Origin of the sequence: Streptomyces xylophagus (assembly GCF_000716435.1) — a bacterium.
Classification (GTDB): Bacteria; Actinomycetota; Actinomycetes; order Streptomycetales; family Streptomycetaceae; genus Streptomyces; species Streptomyces xylophagus.
In genome coordinates this window covers 1-1,884 of sequence record NZ_JNWO01000077.1, presented here as the reverse complement: position 1 = coordinate 1,884, position 1,884 = coordinate 1, and the positions used below count along the sequence as shown (strand labels likewise).

3 protein-coding genes are annotated in these 1,884 nt (G+C 63.9%); all 3 read left to right on the top strand.

Annotated features, from left to right (window positions below; all coding sequences use genetic code 11):
- Window positions 1–704: helicase-related protein (locus OO70_RS50210; protein WP_158711676.1), on the top strand; the 704-nt coding region annotated here is incomplete at its 5' end.
- Window positions 705–754: 50 nt separating this feature from the next.
- Window positions 755–1,279, top strand: a complete 525-nt coding sequence (locus tag OO70_RS50205) for a hypothetical protein (RefSeq protein WP_030529771.1) — start codon at window positions 755–757, stop codon at window positions 1,277–1,279.
- A gap of 51 nt (window positions 1,280–1,330) precedes the next feature.
- On the top strand, window positions 1,331–1,846 hold the full coding sequence (locus OO70_RS55690) for a hypothetical protein (RefSeq protein ID WP_030529772.1): 516 nt from the start codon (window positions 1,331–1,333) through the stop codon (window positions 1,844–1,846).
- The last annotated feature ends 38 nt before the right edge of the window (window positions 1,847–1,884 follow it).

Sequence of the window (1,884 nt, the reverse complement as noted above, 5' to 3'; positions counted from 1 at the left end):
ACAAAGAGCTGAAGCAGAAGCTTGCAGGCTTCGTGATTCGGCGCACGCGCCAGAGCGTCTTCGGCCGCGACATGCTCCCGCCTACCAAGGTGTTCGTGCGCGCAGGCCAGAAGGAAAAGAAAGAACTCGACGCGCTGATGCAGTCCGAGCAAGGGCGGCTGGTCGCCGAAGCCTTGCAGTCTGCGAACCCGCTCAAGGCGCTCGCGAAGCAGGAGAAGCACGTCGCCGGTCTGCGCCGAACGTTCGGCCTGGCGAAGGTGCCCGGCGTGATCGACCTCGTCACCGAAGAGCTGCGCGGCGATCCCAAGGCGAAGATCGTCCTGTTCGCCTACCATCACGACGTGATCGACGCGATCCGCCAGGGCTTGAAAGAGTTCGGCGTGGAGGCGTTCGACGGCCGCACCACGGACGCGCGGAAGCAACGCATCAAGCAGCGCTTCCAGACCGATCCGGAGTGCCGGGTGGTCGTCGGTCAGCTCACGGCTATGGGTGTCGGTCTCGACTTCAGCGCGGCCGACGACGTGATGTTCGTGGAGCAGTCATGGGTGGGGGACGAGAACGAGCAAGCGCGCTCGCGTATCTTCAACATGAACTCGCCCGAGCCGAAGTTCACGCGCTTCGTTGTGCTGGTGGGATCGCTCGACGAGCAGATCATCGCAGCGTGCGAACGCAAACTGTCCGATACGCGACGGCTATTTAATTGACGAACTTGTAAGGTCTGTGAGATTACACAGACACCAACACGGAGACACCGATGCGGCTTCCCGGTTTCATCACTGACATTCTCTGCGCCAAAGTGTGGAGCGTCATGCAGCGGCGCAAGCCCGACGTTCAGATCGGGCGCGACGAGCGCGGCATTCCCTACATGGAGCGCTGGCACGCGATCAAGCGCAACAGGTTCTTCAACGTCTACCTGCATCTCTACCACCACGACGACGACCGCATCCTGCATTCGCACCCGTGGTGGTCTGTCTCGATCCTGGTCTCCGGCGCGTTGCGCGAGTTCTACACGCGCACGTCGGAAGGTGCGAACCGTCCGGAGCTGCACAAAGCCCGGACGGTTCGCCGAGGCGGCATCGTCTGGCGCAGCGCCGACATGTTTCACCGCCTCGAAGTAGCGGGCAACCGCACCATCACGATCTTCATCACTGGTCCGAAGTTCGCCAAGTCCTGGCACTTCGCCTGCAAGCGCGGCTTGATCCACTGGAAGCAATTCGTCTCAGTGGGTCGCGGCGGACAGGGCTGCGGTGAAGACGACGATTACCCCAAGCGCGCTTGACCTCAGTGTAAGGCGCGTCACCTATCAACCCCCACAGGAGACTACGACTACATGCCGTTCCCGTTCCAGATGACCTTCGGCGGCGCTACCCCCGACGAGCTGAAAGCCAACGTCGCCGCCTGGCTCGGCACCACCAGCACCAAGGCGGTGCTGAGCGGAGCTGAGCAGGCCCGCCTCCGCAGCGACGCCGTCGTCGTTCCGCCCGCTGGCGAGAAGGACAAGACCGAGACCAAGGCCCCGACCGCAGCCGAGAAGAAGGCCGCCGAGAAGGCCGCTGCGAAGAAGAAGGCCGAGGAAGAAGCTGCCGCGAAGGCCGCCGAGGAAGCCGCCAAGGCCGAGACCGACGAGACCGATCCGCTCGACGAAGGCAGCGACGGTGACGAAGCCGAAGCGCTCACGCACGACGACGTGAAGAAGCTGCTCGTCGAAGTGCGCGGCAAGCACCCGCAGGACGCGACCATCGTGTCGAAGCTCGTCGCCGAGCACGGCAAGGCGAAGAAGCTCAGCGATGTCGACGAGGCCCTCCTGCCCGCCATCGCCGCCGCCTGCCGCAAGCTGCTGGCCTGATCCCTTCACCATGACGCCCCGGCCCTTCTTCACAGGGC

Coding starts and splice junctions, on each gene's coding strand:
- OO70_RS50205 (WP_030529771.1), top strand. CDS start 755: ATGCGGCTTCCCGGTTTCATCACTGACATTCTCTGCGCCAAAGTGTGG.
- OO70_RS55690 (WP_030529772.1), top strand. CDS start 1,331: ATGCCGTTCCCGTTCCAGATGACCTTCGGCGGCGCTACCCCCGACGAG.